This window comes from Maribellus luteus (assembly GCF_003576475.1).
Taxonomy (GTDB): domain Bacteria; phylum Bacteroidota; class Bacteroidia; order Bacteroidales; family Prolixibacteraceae; genus Draconibacterium; species Draconibacterium luteum.
The window spans coordinates 186,059-202,357 of sequence record NZ_QWGR01000007.1 but is presented as its reverse complement, the minus strand read 5'-3'; the positions used below and the strand labels follow the sequence as shown (position 1 = coordinate 202,357).

The 16,299-nt window shown below is 40.5% G+C and carries 13 protein-coding genes; 6 read left to right on the top strand and 7 right to left on the bottom strand.

Annotation, left to right across the window (positions count from 1 at the left end):
• Positions 1-590 precede the first annotated feature (590 nt).
• From D1614_RS13935 to D1614_RS13925, 3 genes are all read right to left on the bottom strand, one after another.
• On the bottom strand, positions 591-1,013 hold the full coding sequence (locus D1614_RS13935; RefSeq protein ID WP_119438559.1) for a helix-turn-helix domain-containing protein: 423 nt from the start codon (positions 1,011-1,013) through the stop codon (positions 591-593).
• Positions 1,014-1,820: 807 nt separating this feature from the next.
• Entirely contained in the window at positions 1,821-4,697 is a 2,877-nt protein-coding gene (locus tag D1614_RS13930; RefSeq protein WP_147384222.1) for a TolB-like translocation protein, read from the bottom strand.
• Positions 4,698-4,799: 102 nt separating this feature from the next.
• Positions 4,800-5,501, bottom strand: coding sequence for a DUF7847 domain-containing protein (locus tag D1614_RS13925; protein ID WP_147384221.1), 702 nt, complete (start codon positions 5,499-5,501; stop codon positions 4,800-4,802).
• Between the two features lie 180 nt (positions 5,502-5,681).
• Here D1614_RS13925 and D1614_RS13920 point away from each other — a divergent pair, with 180 nt between their 5' ends.
• Positions 5,682-6,626, top strand: coding sequence for a response regulator transcription factor (locus D1614_RS13920; RefSeq protein WP_119438556.1), 945 nt, complete (start codon positions 5,682-5,684; stop codon positions 6,624-6,626).
• Between the two features lie 5 nt (positions 6,627-6,631).
• On the opposite strand, the gene D1614_RS13915 is transcribed toward D1614_RS13920, so the two are convergent.
• Positions 6,632-8,209 carry an ArnT family glycosyltransferase gene (locus tag D1614_RS13915; protein ID WP_119438555.1) on the bottom strand — a complete coding sequence of 526 codons (1,578 nt, stop codon included), beginning with the start codon at positions 8,207-8,209 and terminating at the stop codon, positions 6,632-6,634.
• 167 nt (positions 8,210-8,376) lie between these two features.
• On the opposite strand from D1614_RS13915, the gene D1614_RS13910 reads away from it, so the two are divergent.
• The 5 genes from D1614_RS13910 (at position 8,377) to D1614_RS13890 (ending at position 12,885) form a co-directional block, all read left to right on the top strand.
• Positions 8,377-9,054 carry a response regulator transcription factor gene (locus D1614_RS13910; RefSeq protein WP_119438662.1) on the top strand — a complete coding sequence of 226 codons (678 nt, stop codon included), beginning with the start codon at positions 8,377-8,379 and terminating at the stop codon, positions 9,052-9,054.
• A 36-nt stretch (positions 9,055-9,090) separates the two neighbouring features.
• On the top strand, positions 9,091-10,380 hold the full coding sequence (locus tag D1614_RS13905) for a sensor histidine kinase (protein WP_119438554.1): 1,290 nt from the start codon (positions 9,091-9,093) through the stop codon (positions 10,378-10,380).
• A gap of 120 nt (positions 10,381-10,500) precedes the next feature.
• A complete protein-coding gene (locus D1614_RS13900) occupies positions 10,501-10,938 on the top strand; it encodes a PepSY-like domain-containing protein (RefSeq protein WP_119438553.1) in 438 nt (145 codons plus the stop codon).
• A gap of 95 nt (positions 10,939-11,033) precedes the next feature.
• On the top strand, positions 11,034-11,864 hold the full coding sequence (locus D1614_RS13895; protein WP_119438552.1) for a PepSY-like domain-containing protein: 831 nt from the start codon (positions 11,034-11,036) through the stop codon (positions 11,862-11,864).
• A 283-nt stretch (positions 11,865-12,147) separates the two neighbouring features.
• Entirely contained in the window at positions 12,148-12,885 is a 738-nt protein-coding gene (locus D1614_RS13890) for a phosphatase PAP2 family protein (protein WP_162304507.1), read from the top strand.
• Here the strand turns inward: D1614_RS13890 and D1614_RS13885 are convergent.
• The 3 genes from D1614_RS13885 to D1614_RS13875 all read right to left on the bottom strand — a co-directional run bounded on the left by D1614_RS13885 (position 12,857) and on the right by D1614_RS13875 (position 16,071).
• Entirely contained in the window at positions 12,857-14,107 is a 1,251-nt protein-coding gene (locus D1614_RS13885; RefSeq protein ID WP_162304506.1) for a tetratricopeptide repeat protein, read from the bottom strand. The genes D1614_RS13890 and D1614_RS13885 overlap by 29 nt on opposite strands.
• Before the next feature lie 166 nt (positions 14,108-14,273).
• Positions 14,274-15,692, bottom strand: a complete 1,419-nt coding sequence (locus tag D1614_RS13880) for a M56 family metallopeptidase (protein WP_119438549.1) — start codon at positions 15,690-15,692, stop codon at positions 14,274-14,276.
• Positions 15,676-16,071, bottom strand: coding sequence for a BlaI/MecI/CopY family transcriptional regulator (locus D1614_RS13875; RefSeq protein WP_119438548.1), 396 nt, complete (start codon positions 16,069-16,071; stop codon positions 15,676-15,678). The genes D1614_RS13880 and D1614_RS13875 overlap by 17 nt, the downstream gene beginning before the upstream one ends.
• Between the last annotated feature and the right edge of the window lie 228 nt (positions 16,072-16,299).

The window sequence follows — 16,299 nt, the reverse complement described above, 5'->3', positions numbered from 1 at the left end:
ATCTTCATAAAAACCAGAAAGGCCACTATTACTAGTGGCCCAAGCGACTTCTGGATTTATCAACTTAAAATTGGGTTTGTAAAAATTATAATCTGTTAATCATCTTGTCTTTTGTTATTGTTGTAATTTGATTACGAAACAAATGTAAATAACAAATTTCACATATGCAAACTATTGTTGATTTATTTTTGTAAACAGCGTAATAATTTGCAAAAACAATTGTTAATGGCTTGTTTGCATATGTTTTTAATATAGTATGTTACTTATAATACAAATGTTTATAAAAAATAACTAGAGAGATAGTCAGATAATTCAAACACAAAAACCTTTGTCTTTTAGATAAAGTAGGCAATGAATGCGTTTTATCGAGTAAATACATATAAACAAAAACAGAAAGACCGATTTTAAAAACCAGTCTTTCTGTTCTTTTACCTCTACTAACAATTAGATACAGGTAGCTAAATTGACCAACAAAGTTCTTTACAACAACAATTAGTTACAAATGTATGCATTTGATTTTACATTTTCAATACCTGCTGGCAGATTATTAAATAAAAGTATATTACAATATTTTTAGAAAGAGTATTCCGTTACTTCTTACTTTGAAAGGTAGAGAAGGTACCATCTTTATAAAGTAAGATGATCTTCTCAACAGCATCCGACGAAAGAATTTGAGCGGTATCGATTTCCGATTTGGGTTCAATCTTTTCGGATCGTTCTTCAGAGGAAGTTTGTTTTGGCAAAATGTCCTGTTGAATTGGCTGTTTAAGCTCTATCGTATCATTTTTATCCGAGCTACTAACGCCGTCAATCATCTCCCCTAAACCGGTTAGTAACCAACGCGCATTAAGATCCTGAAACACTAAGAGCATTTTCTCAATGAAAGCAGCCCCTGGTTTGTTTCTGCCATTAAGTATATGGGAAATATTTGAACGTTGGACTTCTAACATTGACGCAAGTTCCCCTGCATTAATGTTTTTATAATCCATATACTCTTTGATTCTGTCTTTCATTTTTTCATAATTAGATTAACACTTGGGCAATCCAATTAAGTTGTGCGTCCAGTTAATCCATCGCTTTATTCACAACAAATGTAACATTAATTTTTACTTTCCCAATCAAATTGAAGTCATTTTTTTATACAAATAAGCCTACAAATTCAATTTAAATCCAATAATTAACTTCACTTAAAGTTTATATATTATTGAATAATAATGATATATGATTAATTTATGGGCTGTATTATTCGACAATATAGATATGTAATCAATATATCCATATATGACTTCAGTTAGTCGACATAAAGAATTGATACAATGAATAGTATGATAACAAACTTTCAACATAGCGAAGTTATTGTAGTTATACAAAAGATGATTAGAACTGTAAAAGCTTAAACATTTTCTTTTGTAATAAAACATGTTGGTGAATCATTTTAACTGATTACATAGTTATATCTGGCATGAAACTACGCGACACAAATGTAACGATGAGATATTTGTGCTATTAATTCATCTATACATATGTAATTACCTCCTACTTGTTAGGTTGTTACAAAAGTGATACTAATATATCTTTTAGGTCTCAAGCGAAATGATGCCTCTACTCTCCTTTTCGAATGAGTTATACCTTGTCAGTAGCCACTATTTATGTACACGGAGACACAATCTGAAAAATATTCAAATCTCAGAGGCTTAAAAATGACTATAGCTTCCCGTAAATGACTGTAAATATTTCGATTACATTAGATATGATATATTGCCCGTTTGTAATCAGATATTTTAATTGGCGGTTATTTCTTAGTTTGTACCCAAAATTTTCTAGAGTGATGAAAAATCGACCGATAAAAGAAGCGCAACATTCGCGCTCTTCACTTCGGGTAAATATGAAACACGACCTCCTATCTGAACCGGTGCATAAAAGCGCAGAAAATTGACATCATTCAATATCTCCACTCCCAAGGAAGAAATATTCTGAGAAAAGGTCCCGGTAACCTGACCGTTTGAATAATAATTGCGAATCATGTGCGCATAGTCGAAAAAGAGCGACGCACTTATTCTTTTCACATATGCGAGTCCACCAATGCTCCAGTCGGGATTTAGCAAAGGGAGTTTATAATCTACGGCTCCCACCAACATTTCTTTGGTGGAAGTTCGTTTCCATCCCCTTGGAAACCGAATATCATCGGAGTAACTGTAATGATCTCCATTTAGCCTTTTCTGGGCTCCTCCGTAAAGTCTCAATCCGTGATTTGCTTTTACTCCCGGCAAATACATAATACCTTCGCCGCTTAGCAGGCTTCCCAAATTGTGATCGCCAAAGGGAGAATGAACATAACTACCGTCCACTATTATTCCAAAGTCTGGTAATATGTCCTGGTAACTACGTTTCCTGATTTGATGGTAATACATTCGGTAGGTTAGCGACTGAAATGAGCCGCCTGGAAAACCGTCCGGAACCGAGGCATCGGCCTTGTAATGTGTGAAATCATAGCCAATTTCGGGTTGTAGCAAACGATGAAAGATACCGCGGGTAAGATTTACCGGAAATTGAATTGTTGTACTCAGATTGATATCCCGCCAGTCAAAACTCCTGACACTTGTGTCTCTGGATACTACTTGTCCATTCTGCACATATTCCGTAACCTGGCTGTATTGGGAAGACCGGCTTGCCCGGCTAATTTCAAAATCGATTACCGGATACCAGCCTTTGTAAATATAATGTGCATACAAGCGTCCGTAACTCTCGGCACTATCCCATTTGTATCCCAGCACCGTTTCCGCAGTCCCCAGCTTATTTTGAGACATAAGGCTAACGCCTGATTCAAATTCGTATGTATAAGGATCAACAAAAACCGGTGCCCAGCTATGAAAATTAAACAGATTAGCAGCCTTGCTGTATTTTTTTGATGTATAACTGGCGTTATCACTGGTGTGGAGATCAGGAACACCTTTTTCCTGGCCGGCCAGCGAACCAGCCAAAGGATAAGTCTCTTTCTGAACGTGGGTCAACTCTGCCGATCTCAATTCAACCGGTTGAATCAAACGATATCCGTTGGCAGTGTAATCGCTTAGAATTATCCCGCCAGCAGCATTAACAGCCGGATAAGCAACTCCAAAACGGGGTTCGTAAACCTCCTGAATTTTACTTGTATTAAAATCGAAAGTATAGAGTGCGTCTTTCCCTGAATAAGCACTTATAAAATACAGCTTGTCTTTGCTGATGTGCAACTGTTTTATATCTCCCATATCCCGGTCAAACAGTATATCGAATTTCTGAGATTCCAGGTTAAACTTTGCCAAACGTTTGCCATGCCTGGTAAGCAAAACTGCAATCGCTTCTTTCTTATTTAACCACTGGGGCGATAAAAAATAGTTATTCTCCGGAGTCTGATAGCGGCTTACCATTTTACCCGATGCCACATCGTAAACAGTGAGGTAATAATTACTTGAAAAATCGGCTTCAACCACCAGAATCTGATCGTGAGTGGAAGAAAGCACCGGAGCAAAAGCTTTAAATTCGGTATCAACACTTGTTTTGTGTTTAGTTTTCACATTCAACAGTTGAATACGCGAACGCCCGCTGTGCGACCAGCGAAGATCGGGTATCTGTTCCGACCAAACAATCCATTCTCCTTCATAACTGACAGATTCGTAAAATATAACCCCGGGACGATGAATCACTTCTTCCTCACCTTCCTGATTGATTTTTACAAAGGCCGGGATATCGTCAAAACTGGTTTTGTAAGAGACCATTTCATGGTCGTTAAGCCAATGATTGTACTCGTAATTTTTGTGTGTATTGGATGGTTTTGAAATGGTCAAACTTCCCGGCTCCACATAGGCTGCATCTTCACTTTTCCAAACATGCGCCAAACTGTCGAACACCGATTGATAAAGTTCAACCTTGTTCATTCCGGTTTCCGTTTTTAGAGCAGTATTAAACGGAGTGAGCGAAAAAGGTTTCCTGCCAACACGCTCCATCACTTTTTCCCAAAGGTCAGCGCCATAACGCTCACGTGCGTTGCCCACTAAATAATAGCCTAACTTGTAGTGGTTCGGAACGTAATCTTTGAACGATCCCAAATACGCTTTATCGTACGAATCCACTCCTTTTTCAACCGCCAAAGCGCGGTGTTCCATCAGAAACGAAGGCAAGCGCCCGCGACCGTAAGAACTAAGTGCTGTTTCTGTTACCACTGCATCTCCTTCAATAAACCACCACGGCAGATAAGTGCCAAAAACCAGCGCCGTTCCCTGTTCCCCCAAAAGCAGTTTGATAATCTTTGGCAGTTCTGAATTTATTTTATCGATCTGAACCACGTGCCTGAACTCGTGAACCGCCAGCTGCTCCAACCAGTCGAGTGCATAAATTGCCTGGTGTGGCGTGGTATAGAATTCAGAACGTTTGGGCGCATAAGCCACCAAACCATTCGAATTTACGGTTTGCGTATGCAGGATCACCGATATTTTTTGTGGCTCGTATTTCAACGAATAGCTTGCATAATCATACACTTTCTCCAGTTTTTGGGCCAATAGCTGTGCCTGACTTTCATAATAGTCAGGAAAAATAAGTTGAAAATTTTCAGTGTTGATCTGGCGCCATTTTATGGAAGAAGGATCCTGCCCCGTTTGAAAATATTGCGCCTTCGCTACAACTGCTGCCAGTAGAAAGAGAAAAAAGAGTAATTTTTTCATGCGGATGATAATTGGCATCCAAAATACTCAAAGCAATTCAAAAAAAAACAAAAGCCCGGAAAAATCCGGGCCTTCTGCCTGCTTTTGTTTTTTGTTTCAAATCTATTGTTCGTTCACACCAAGTATGGGTATTGGGTTGTCATCATCCGATTGATTTAACACCGACTGATAAAATGTAGCGAAAGCTGAATGTCTCCACATCCGGGCAAAAATGATCCCCACAAAGAACACCATGAGCCCCCCGATTGTGATAAAGAAAGAAAGGATCAGCATCGCAAATATTTCCCATCCGTGCCCGCGGGTCATCTGCCAGCTCTTCTCCACTGCTTTCATGGCTTCCAGATTTTTGTCCATCACCAGGTAAGGCACAAATATTAATCGGCACAAAACAATAATACCGGGGATAACAAGCATAATAAACCCGATCGCTACCAATGCCACCACAATCAGGTTGGCCAGTATAATGTTCAGGTAATTTTTCCGGAATCCTTCAAACAATGTTTTCAAATCAGCGTCTTCGCCGCGCATTGCCTGGAGAAACATTAAATCTCTGCCATATTTAATAACGGGCAAAAATAAGAAAGCATAAGCCAGTCCAAACAAAGCCATCGGCAATAAAATTAGCCCGGTAAACAGTGAATGATGATCATCAAATTTTAATCCCGCTGACGGGCCGTTAAGCAATCCCATAATTATAACAGCCACGAAAAGCATCAGAAACGATTTCCCAAACATCGTACGCCATCCGTAACTGAAACTTCCTCCGACAGAAGGAATCTGATTGTAATAATTGTCGCGTTCCATTTCTTGTAATTTTAATTTGTTTCTAAACTTCGTTTTTTGTTTTCGTTGACTCAAAGCTACGGCATCCTTCAAAATTTTCCTTCCTACTTTAGTTGGATTTCTTAAATTCACTACTTTCGTAGTTAGCAGTAAATACTGGGAGTTCGTAAAATTGTACGACACTACTTTAGTTTCAGAATCATGTGGATCGGCAACCTTGTTTACATTATCGTTTTTATCATTTCCGGCGGAATGGCGGCCTTGGGAATCCTTACCGCTTTCCAGTTATACCAAACCGAGAAAAAGCCGGCAATGGCCATGTTGCTTTATCACCAGATTTTCCTTTTCTCGTTTTTGATTTACAGCATTTGGGGAAACGCCGTTCTGCACCTTTTGCTCAACGACCTGCAACTAAGTACCGAGCTTAGCTCCAAGCTGGCGTTTTTCTTTCCTATGATCGGCATTCCTTTTATGGTCGTAAGTTGGTTTATGTTGCTGAAATTTTCCTTCCTGTTAAACGCACGCGACACTCAACCACTCTTTGCCTATCTCTTTTTCCCTATTTTGGTGCTGTTGGTTTTTCTGATTGATTTTCTGATTTATAAAGAAGTCATTGAAATGCCAGACAACGCTACCCTTTTTGTTATCCGCATTATTCTTGGGCTGAATTTACTGATACACTTGTTGTTCCTGCTTCCCTTTTTTATTATTGCTTCGCAGAAAAGGCTTACCAAAGAAACAGGATTTGGGAAAAAACAAGCGCTGCTTTATTTTCTATCCGTGTGCGTTTACTCCCTGGCAATGAATTTCTACGACACTTTTGATTTCATTTCGGGCGGAATTGCCATTGTCCTGCTTTTTGCCACGGGGGTTTTTATTCCTTTAACCGTAAAACTGGGGCAAAAATTACCTTCCGCTGAGTTGAGCATTGATTTTGAGGCTTTTTGCCAGGCTTACGAAATTTCAAAACGCGAAGCTGAAATCATCCTCGAGATTTGCGAAGGCCATAGCAATAAACTGATTGCTGAAAAACTATTCATCACCCTTCAAACGGTGAAAGACCACAATCACCGGATTTTTACCAAAACCGGCGTGAAGAGCCGCGTACAACTGGCCAACCTCGTTCGCGAGAGAACCGGCAATTAGAAAAATCAATCCGCTAGTTTCTTCAAAGCGATCAAAACCGTAGTTGGCGATTCAAACAAATCTTTGCCTTCATATATAATTTCGTACTCCGGACCAAGGTTGGCTTGCTGTATTCTTTTTCGTGTGGAGATCAAAATTCCATCCGGATACTCCTGAAAGAAAGCCCCAATTTCTTCCTTCTCGAGCGGGTGAATTGTCTTTTCCAGGTAGAAAGGATAAGCCGGATTGAACTTTTCAAAATAGGCGACTTCCCTATCTTTAAGCAAATCCAAACTTTGCAACACCGGGTTTTGATGACTGAGTTTTGGAGCCAGCACCCCAACAAAAATCAGGGCTGTTACAATTCCTGAAAAACCGGTAATCAAAAGCATTTTTTGAACCTGTTTTCGGAAAAACCAGGCTAAAACAAGCAGTATCGGAAACGCCAGTAACCAGGCATAACTTTCTTTTACTGGGGCAAGCGAAGAATCAAACTTTATTGAAATAAAGCCACCGATCGGCAATAAAATCCCGAAAAATAGAAGAACAACATAAGATGTGCGAAGCGACTTGAATTCCCGCAACTTTTGGGTGATAAAAAGCGCTATAAAAAAGGCCCCAAAAGGATAGGCCGGAACGGTGTAATTAGGAAGTTTGGTTTGTGAAACCGAGAAAAATGCAACAATACTTATTGCTGCAATCAGAGCAAAAAGCACAAAATCGTTTTCACGTTTTTTGAAAGCATACACAATTGCCTGTGGCAGAAAAACGGCAAACGGAAGCAGTCCAAGAAAAACATAAAGAAGGGGCACCAGGAAAAATCCATCGTGTCCTTCCATGGTATATGAAAAACGATGCAGGTTATGTTTCAGAAAAAATCCGCGTGTCCACTCCCAATCAGTTTGCAGGCCATTCAGAAAAAACCAGGGAAAAGTTATGCCCAGAACAATTGCCAATCCCCAAAGGGGCCTTAAACTCCGGATTGCTTTCCATGTAAAATTCCTGGAGAAGATCAGGAACAGTAAGAAGATCAGTCCGGGTAGCAAAATGGCCACCGGACCTTTGGAAAGGATGCCACAAGCCATTGCCACATACATAAAAACAAGCTCCCGGTTTCGCCCGGTTTTGAAGGCCGAGAAAAACGCCAGCAAACTCCAGGTAAAAAAGAAAACCAGGTACGGATCGGGAACAGCCAAATGAAACTGAATGGCCAAATGAATGGAGGAAAGAAGAACAAAAGCAGTCCAAAAAGCAGTTGGCAAATCACAAAAACGCCGGATGTACTGAAAACTAACAAGAATTGTCAAGGCCCCGAATACCGCAGAAAACAGGCGGGCGGCAAAAGGATTCACGCCAAAAACACTGTACGACAGCATCATAAAAAAATAATGCAAAGGCGGCTTGTCGGTACGCAAAACCGAATTAAAGCTTGGAACGAGCCAACTATTATTTTCCAGCATTTCGCGGGCGCAACCTGCATTTTTAGCTTCGTCGAGAATAAAAATACTTGTATCCCAACTGCCAAAAGAAAACAATCCCAAAGCAAATACAAACAGGTACAATGGAAACAAGGTGTGTTCAACCAGTTTCTGGAGCGTTTTCATCGTTCATCAAACTCTTTAATTGAATTGAATTCACCTGCAAGTTATTGAAACTAAAGTGATACATGAAAACCTTCCTGTTAATTTTTTGTGAATGAACGATTGCAGTATCTCCTTAAATATTTCAGAATTATTTCAGTTTTATATTTCTTACTTTGCATAAAAAAGGCGTGAAAATATTAATTGTTGAAGACGAACCTTCCTTAAAAGAAATTATGGAGCGCTACCTTACACAGGAACGCTACATTGTGGAAACGGCTGAAACATACGTGGATGCAATGAGAAAAATGGAAGATTACGATTACAGCTGTATTCTGCTCGATATCATGCTTCCGGATGGTAGCGGCTTGTCGCTGTTGAAGAATTTGAAGGCTCTGAACAAGAAAGACAATGTTATCATTATTTCAGCCAAAGATTCAGTGGACGACAAAGTAGCCGGGCTGGAACTTGGCGCCGACGATTATCTTACCAAGCCCTTTGACCTCTCGGAACTGAATGCCCGCATCAAAAGCGTTATTCGCCGAAACCAGGTTGGCGGACAACTGAGCATTGTACTTGGAAACGTAAAGCTTTACCCCGATAAATTTGAAGTACATGTAAATGAAACGCCTATTGAGTTGTTGCGAAAAGAATACGACATTTTGCATTTCTTTATGATCAGGCCGGGTTACCTGGTAAACAAAACCAACCTGGCTGAATCGGTTTGGGGAGACCACATTGACCAGGTTGACAATTTTGATTTTATTTATGCGCAAATCAAAAACCTTCGAAAAAAACTGAAAGAAGCAGGTGCTTCCATCGAAATAAAATCGGTTTACGGCCTGGGATACAGGCTGATTGCCGAATAAATTATGTATCTGCGGTAACCATTAATATAAAAGTAAATGAAACTTGTCCATCGAATAACCATACGTATATCCACAGTGCTGCTTCTCTTGCTCACTGTATGGGCCAGTATTTTTTATTTTATTCTGATGGATGAAATAAACGACGAAACGGATGATTCGCTGGAGGATTATTCGGAACAAATTATTACCCTGGCACTTGCCGGCCGGCAACTCCCCTCGGAAAACAACGGAACAAACAACAGCTATTTCATTCGGCCGGTAACCAACGAGTATGCCGCACAACACGAAGGCTTTCGCTACAGCGACGAAATGGTGTACATTGAGTCGAAAAAAGAAACAGAGCCGGCGCGCATCTTAAAAACAATATTTCGGAACTCAAACGATCAGTTTTTTGAACTAACCGTCGCCATTCCAACCATCGAAAAAGATGATTTACAGGAAACCATTCTTTATTGGATAATTTTCCTGTATTTGCTGCTATTGGTAAGCATTGCCCTTGTTAATTTCTGGATTTTGCGCCAAAGCTTCAGGCCTTTGTACGCACTTTTAAGCTGGCTGAGAAGTTATACTATCGGCCAAAAAATCCCTGTTCTTTCCAATTCTACCAAGGTAGAAGAATTTAAACGCTTAAACGAAGCAATGCTGAAAACTGCCCGGAGAAATGCGGAAATGTATGAACAGCAAAAGCTATTTATCGGCCATGCTTCGCACGAAATACAGACGCCACTGGCTGTTTGTAAAAACCGGCTGGAGTTGTTGATGAACGATCCTGAGCTTTCGGAGAAACAGCTGAAAGAGATCTTAAAAACATTAGAGGATTTGGAGCACCTGGTTAAGCTAAACCGGACACTGCTTCTGCTTACCAAAATTGACAATTTCCAGTTTCAGGACACAAAAACCATCAACATAAACGACCTGACAAAAAAACTTCTGGATGATTTTAATGAAGTTTTTGCCCATCAAAACATCGATGTCAACATTGAAGAAAGCAGCATTTTACAACCCCGAATGAATGAAACCCTTTCCAATATCCTGATTCGCAACCTTCTTAAAAATGCGTTTGTACATAATCAGGAGTATGGACAGGTAAGTGTTTTTATACAAAAATCGGAATTGATTGTTGAGAACAGCGGACAAACCAGGGCTTTGCCTGAAGAAGAGATTTTTAAACGTTTTTACCAGGGAAGCAAAAAAGCAGGGTCTACCGGGCTGGGACTGGCACTTGTCAATTCTATTTGCAAATTATATAACATCAAGCGGGAGTACACTTTTAACAATGACAGACATCGGTTCCGGCTTGTCTTTCCGGCCTCGATACTGATTTAACAGCACCTGGTTCATCCCTGAAACTTTCTGGAAAATTTTGTCAGTGTGCGCTTATTTCAAATTTATTTCAGAATTGTCCCTCATTTTTGTCCCCGTAATCATTAACAAAAAACAGAAACCATGAAACATTCTTTTTTAATACTGTTCTGCCTTTTTGCTCTGAACAGCGGAGTAAAAGCCGGCAATTATAAAATGATTCCTTTTGAGCAACTCCCGGAAACTTCGCGGAAGTTTATAAAAGATCATTTTCCCGATCTGAAAATATCGTACACAGCCAAAGAAGTAGATTTTCTGGAGCTTAGTTACAAAGTAATCTTTGCCGACGGAAACAAACTTGAATTTTCGAGGAGCGGACAATGGAAAGAAATTGATTTCAAGTTTTCAGCCATTCCGCCGAGTGCTGTTCCTCAACCAATTCTGGATTTTGTAGCACAAAACCACTCACAGCAAAACGTTCTGGAAATAGACCGGGAAAGATGGAAAACGGAGGTAAAACTAAGCAACGAGATGGAACTGAACTTTGACAACGATTACAACTTTATCGGGTTAGATGATTAATCTTACAAATCAATCGCCCCACCAAAAGACAGTATAATCATAAGTGCTGGAAAGCCACATTATCAATTCATATTAATTCATAAAAACAATTAGAAATGAAGAAAACAATTTATTTCGCATCAATTCTTTCGGCAGGCCTGTTGGCTGCTTCGTGTAGCGACGACGACAACTCAGTTTCAGTAAATGCAGCGGTAGAAAGTACTTTTGAAGCCAAGTACCCCAACGTAAACAAAGTTGACTGGGATTTGAAAAGCACCTACTATGTAGCCGAATTCGCGATGGAAAACAGTGAAATGGAAGCCTGGTTCAGCCAGGATGGAAACTGGATCTATACCGAAACCGATCTGGCATACCAGCAGTTACCGGAAGTTATTCGTAATTCTTTTGAAGCAGGAGAATATGCTTCGTGGGAAATCGACGACGTTGATAAAGTGGAACGTCCGGAAGGAGAAAGCTTGTTTATCATGGAAGTGGAAAGCGGCGACAAAGAACTGGATCTGTATTTTACCGATGAAGGCGAGTTAATAAAAGTAAGCGACAGCTCTTTAGATGACGATTATATTCCGCTACCCCTGTCGGAAGCCATCCTTTCGCACCTTGCCGATAAATACCCCAATGCGGTTGTTGTGGAATCGGAACTGGAAGACGGAGTATTTGAAATTCTGATAAAAGATGGTGATACATACCGGGAAGTTGAATATTCGGAGAATGGCACCTGGATAAAAACCACCACCGATGTAAAACAGGCAAATGTTCCGGAAGCGGTAATGACTGCACTTGCCAATTCGGAATATGCTGCTTACGAAATCGACGACGTTGAATTTGTTGAGACCGCCGATGCTGAGTTCTACCTTTTTGAGCTGGAGCAAAACGACACTGAAGTTTATCTGAAAATTTCTGCTGACGGTACAATCATCACAGAATAGTCAAAATTTGACGGTTAATACTTTTACAATCTATAAATACTTACTACGGAGCTATCCTGCTAAAAAAGGATAGCTCTTTTTTTGTATACTATCATAAGTTGGCCTCTATCCACGCAAACACAAAAAGATTACACAATCATCCCGATTTTTTAACGTACAACCTGTTTCCCAAGATTAAACTGCCTTCAGATAAACCTTTTGTTATCAAACAGGTAACAAACAGCAAACATTCCCCCCCTACTTTCATTGTAGCTTTGAACTAAACAAACCAACAATAGCAAAAGTGAAGAAATTTGTATTCAGGAACCGTTTTTTTCTGATTCCACAAGCGTTGTTCATCGTGATAAGCCTTGTTTTTATCTCCCTTTTCCCGAAAGTTGAAATCCATCTTTTTCTCAACCAATTACACGCTCCGGTTTTCGACCACTTTTTCAGACTGGTTACTTACCTGGGAAACGGACTGTTCTACCTGGCTGTTTTTCTGTTTCTAATGCAGCGAAAGTTTAAGTTCTTTATCGTATTTATTACGGCCATATTGCTAAGTAACCTGCTTGTTTTCGTATTTAAACAAGCTTTACTACCCGATATGTACCGCCCTTCCAAATATTTTGAATTGTACGAAACACACCAGCTGCATTTTGTTCAGGGAGTTAAACTGCATTCGATTCGCAGCTTTCCTTCGGGACACACCACCACCGCGTTTACTGTTTTCCTGATGTTGGCAACACTCACAAAAAACAATGCTACCAAATTTTCCTTTTTCATAATAGCATGGCTAACCGGTTATTCCAGAATCTACCTGTCGCAGCATTTTCTGATAGATGTAGTAGCGGGCTCGGTCGTCGGGAGCGGAAGTATTATCCTCAGTTTCAAACTGTACAAATACTACAAAATGCCTTGGATGCGCAAATCACTCACTCGCTTGTACCGAAAGGCACGAAAGAAAAGAATTCCGGCACGCGAAATACCTGCCGGAATTTCTTTACAGGAGGCTACTCTTCAAAAAAGAGATCTTCCTTAAGTTTTTCAATCCGGTCGAGGGCGTAAGAAATGTTCTTGCCGCCCTCTCCGGCTTCTTTGATGTATATATTATAGTAGTTTAGTGCCAGTGTTTTATTGGAGTTAAATTCCTCGTAAGTAGTCGCAATTTCAAACAGAACCTCCACTTTTTCCGGGTTGAGTTCCAATGCTTTATTCAGGGCTTCAACCGACTCTTTGAACATTCGCTGCTGTCCGAATATTTGCCCCAAATGATGATACATTTCGGCCACATAATCCGGCGTTGAAGCATCAATCGCCCATTGCATCAGTTTCCCGGCCTGCTCAAAATCCTTCATCTTTTTGTAGCATAAACTTTGGTAATAGATGACCAATGCATCGTTCGGATTTAACTGGTTCAGTTTATTGAAAATACCCAGCGCTTTGTCTTCAAAACCCGCAAAATAAGTGGCAATACCGTAGTTCATTTCGGTATCGTACTCCGGTTGTTTTTCCGCTTCCAGGTACTTTTCAAAATGAATCATGGCCGGCCCGTAACGTTTGGTACGGTACAGAAACATGGCTTTTTCCAGCAACAAATCAGGATCACCCGGAAACTGAATCAGGCCTTTTTCGATGGTCGCCATAATCTGATTCCCTTCTTTCTGCGGGTGATAGCAATTAAGCAGGTTCAGATACGAAGTATAGTCGCGCGGGTTGGCTTCCAGCACGTTTTCGTATAAATAAACGGCCTGCTTACGTTTAAAAACCTTAAACGCACAATAGGCCAGCTGTTTATTCCAAAATACATTGGACGAATCGCGTGCATAAATAGAAGAAAAAACATCGTAAGCTTTGTTATGGTCTTTCAGGTTGATAAACACACGCCCCAGTTTCCCGGCCAGCACCAGGTCGTCGGGCGCCAGATCAACCGCTTTTTGATAAAATGAAACGGCATCCTGGTTGTTTCCTAAAATGGCAAAACTTTCGGCTGTCTCTCCCAGCATTGTTACATTTTCGGGCTCATACATCAGTCCTTCTGAAAATGCTGCCACGGCCTGCTGGTAATCCTGCAGGTTTTGATACACCACGCCTTTTTTCAGGTACAACTCTGCCGAAGGAGCTTTCTCCAGCTGTTTATTGATTTCTACCAATGCTTTGGGGTAGTTCTTGTTTATAATCAGCTGATCGATGGAATGCTGCGCTTGTGTTAAAACGGGAAGCATCAGAAAACTGATCAGTATGTATTTAAATGCGTGTGTCATGTCTGAATCTTTATATTCGATTTTTTCTATCTGAAAGTGAATACCCAACGTATCCAGATTCCTCATTATAAGTGGAGTAAAGTAGACTGAAAATATTCTCCGCGTTTCTGACTGACTTCAATATCTTAAACAATCTACAGATAGAATACGACTAATAATCAAAGCTTTACTGCAACGCAAAATTGATCGGTACCGTGTAGCTTACGTCCACAAATTTTCCCTTTTGTTTTCCCGGTTTCCATTGAGGCAAGGTATTTACCACGCGTAAAGCCTCTTTGTCAAGCACCGGATCAACACCTCGGGCAATTCTGGCATCTTTTACGTAGCCGTCTTTTCCCACCACAAAAGTTACATATACTTTTCCCTGAATACCGTTTTCCTGCGCCAATACCGGATATTTAACTGTGTTCGCAATGTACTTGCGCAAAGCAAGCTCACCTCCCGGAAACACGGGCATATCTTCTACAATCAAGAATACATTGTCCGTGTCTTCATTTCCAACATAAGCTGATTTTTGCGATTTTTCGCTCCACATGTAAGTATTTCCCAGGCTGTCTTTGGACACCCGGATATTTCCGGCCGACAGAATTTCTTCAATTTTCTGAATGTCCGCATCTTCGCCGCTAAGTTTTATTTTCCCGTCTTCAATTGACAGTTGCAGGGAAGCCGACTTGTCAGTATTCGCTTCCATATCCATTGTTTCTTTGTTCTCGCAGGCAAAAACGGTTACCAGCGCGATGATGCTAATAGCACCTGCCACATATTTAATGTTGGCTAACTTCGATGATTTAATCTTTGAGATCATTTTAATGCGTTTTTTTATTAATGATGAGTTGAAATGATTGGCAACTTCAGGTTGGAGGCCCAACGCCTGGTTAAGCAGCAACTGCTTGTAACGAGCAGCATTTACGCCTGAATTCAGTACGGCACGATCGGCCAAAAACTCGTGGTTTTCGCGGATCACGCTTTTCAGCATCCACATAAAGGGGTTGAACCACTGCAGAATGGTCAGTACTTCCAGAATCAGCACGTCAAATGTGTGCCCCTGGCGAATATGTTCCATTTCGTGGGCCAGCACTTCTTTGTAGTCCTTGTCTTCTCTTCGCTGCGGGTTAACAAACACATAATTCAAAAAAGAAAAAGGACTCATTTCGGTTTCCAGTAATACAAACTTTATTTTTCCGCTTGTCTGAACCGGATTTTTACGGATCAATTTGAAAACCTGGTTTAACTTCAGCGCAAAGCGAAGGGTAAAAAAGAGCAGCCCCAGCAAGTAAACAAACATTATAAGCCAGTTGGAACTGATGGTTTTCACAACGCTTCCGGATAAGTCCTGCCCGTAAATGGTAACAGCTTCCATCAGGTTTCGGTAGGGAGTAACTGTAACCTCGGCCAGCATAATGGGTTGTGCTTCATACACCCGAAAATGCAGGAAAGGCAACAATACTGAAAATGCCACTGAAGCCAACAGGAACAGCCTGTTTAAACGAAAGAAAGTCTCCTTTCTCAAAAACAGGATGTAAATGAGCGAGAGCATCGACAAACTGATGCCCGATTCTACCAGAAAGTTAACTGCGCTGTTCATTTTCTTCCGGATTTTCGTTTTCAAGATCACGCTTTACATCTTCCATCAACTCGTCCAGCTCCGAAATACTCATATTGTCTTCGCGGGCAAAAAACGAAACCATTTCCTGAAAAGAACCGCTGAAGTAATTGCGCATGAAGTTCTTCATAAACGATCGCGTGTATTCCTTCCGGCTTATCAAGGGATAATATTCGTGGGTTTTCCCGTAAGCATTGTGCCCTACAAAACCTTTTCGTTCCAGTATCCTGATAATGGTTGACACGGTGTTATAGGCCGGTTTCGGTTCATCCATTCGCTCTACAATTTCTTTTACAAAGGCTTTTTCCAGCTCCCAGAGAAACTGCATAACCTGTTCTTCTGCTTTTGTTAATTCTTTCATGAATATTTAATTGATCTGATGTACTTATTTTTCTATGGATTAACGATAACTCTTCCTGCTTTCGGGTAACGAACCGAACAATATTTCATCCTTGTTACCCTGTTTCATTCTTGTTATGCGCTTCATAATCCCCTACCCTTGATAACAAATACCATACCTAAAACTAAAGAAATAGTTAAAAAACTATCTCTTTAGTTAATTTATTGCTGAAATATCGTTTTTCTTTCA

Coding starts and splice junctions, on each gene's coding strand:
- D1614_RS13935 (WP_119438559.1), bottom strand. CDS start 1,013: ATGAAAGACAGAATCAAAGAGTATATGGATTATAAAAACATTAATGCA.
- D1614_RS13930 (WP_147384222.1), bottom strand. CDS start 4,697: ATGAAAAAATTACTCTTTTTTCTCTTTCTACTGGCAGCAGTTGTAGCG.
- D1614_RS13925 (WP_147384221.1), bottom strand. CDS start 5,501: ATGGAACGCGACAATTATTACAATCAGATTCCTTCTGTCGGAGGAAGT.
- D1614_RS13920 (WP_119438556.1), top strand. CDS start 5,682: ATGTGGATCGGCAACCTTGTTTACATTATCGTTTTTATCATTTCCGGC.
- D1614_RS13915 (WP_119438555.1), bottom strand. CDS start 8,209: ATGAAAACGCTCCAGAAACTGGTTGAACACACCTTGTTTCCATTGTAC.
- D1614_RS13905 (WP_119438554.1), top strand. CDS start 9,091: ATGAAACTTGTCCATCGAATAACCATACGTATATCCACAGTGCTGCTT.
- D1614_RS13900 (WP_119438553.1), top strand. CDS start 10,501: ATGAAACATTCTTTTTTAATACTGTTCTGCCTTTTTGCTCTGAACAGC.
- D1614_RS13895 (WP_119438552.1), top strand. CDS start 11,034: ATGAAGAAAACAATTTATTTCGCATCAATTCTTTCGGCAGGCCTGTTG.
- D1614_RS13885 (WP_162304506.1), bottom strand. CDS start 14,107: ATGACACACGCATTTAAATACATACTGATCAGTTTTCTGATGCTTCCC.
- D1614_RS13880 (WP_119438549.1), bottom strand. CDS start 15,692: ATGAACAGCGCAGTTAACTTTCTGGTAGAATCGGGCATCAGTTTGTCG.
- D1614_RS13875 (WP_119438548.1), bottom strand. CDS start 16,071: ATGAAAGAATTAACAAAAGCAGAAGAACAGGTTATGCAGTTTCTCTGG.